The following is an 886-nucleotide window of genomic DNA, read 5'->3' on the forward strand; positions in this document are numbered from 1 at the left end:
ACCACCCAGCCCTACCAGCAAGGTCAGCCCTACCAGCAGCCCTACAACAACCAGCCCAGCCAGGGGTTCTAAGCGCTCCCCTGAGACGCATGGCCCCGGAATCGACTGATTCCGGGGCCATGACGCTGTGTGGTGGCTCCGCACTCACCGATAGCGCGCTCACGGTACTCAGGACTCCGACGTCGAGGCACCACGAAGAGCCACCATGGTGGGACGCTGCAGGAGAGCGATGAGGTGAATCTGGAAAGCCGGCCCGACAAGAACCATGAACCACGCGACCGCGGCCCGCGAGGCCGGCAGCCCCCAGAAGACGATCGCCGGCGCCGCCACGATCACGAGAGCGAGCACGGTGACGCCAAGACGCCCCACCGCGAGACGAAGCGCATTGGACAGGTGCCGGCAGACCGGGGCGTCGAAGAAGGCGGCCAGTGGCAGCAGCCAGATGAGGATCGCGACCAGGAGCACTCCCCCGGCCAGCACCAGCCCGGACAGCGCACCGCTCATGCCGCCGTTCTGCTCCCCCAGGGAGGAGCCGGACAGAAGCAGGTACTCCCAGGCGCTCAGGGCCACCAGGACGAGCGCCGGTAGCCACCAGGCCAGGGACTGGCGCAGGTTGAGGCGGAAGGAGCGCCACCACGTGCTTACGACCGCGGGGTCGTCGTCGGCCGCCATCTCACCGGCCACGCGGGCGCAGGCCGTCAGGGAGGCTCCTGCCGTCACCACCGGCAGGCAGCCGGCCAGGGTGAGGACATTGAGGATGACGACGTCCGCCGCTGCGGACCAGACCCGGTAGGCCGGGCTGTCAGGACCTGGGAACAGCGCCACGGGGGCTCCTTCGCAAGGACTCGAGCAGTAACAGGTGGACATGATACGGGCGGTTCTCAAG

The 886-nt window shown here is 68.3% G+C and carries 1 protein-coding gene; it reads right to left on the reverse strand.

The features are described from left to right. Window positions 1-168 precede the first annotated feature (168 nt). The gene (locus BKH32_RS00355) at window positions 169-825 is read right to left on the reverse strand and encodes a YesL family protein (protein WP_075248108.1); all 657 of its coding nucleotides are present in this window, start codon (window positions 823-825) and stop codon (window positions 169-171) included. Window positions 826-886: the final 61 nt, after the last annotated feature.

Origin of the sequence: Actinomyces oris, assembly GCF_001929375.1 — a bacterium.
Lineage (GTDB): Bacteria > Actinomycetota > Actinomycetes > Actinomycetales > Actinomycetaceae > Actinomyces > Actinomyces oris_B.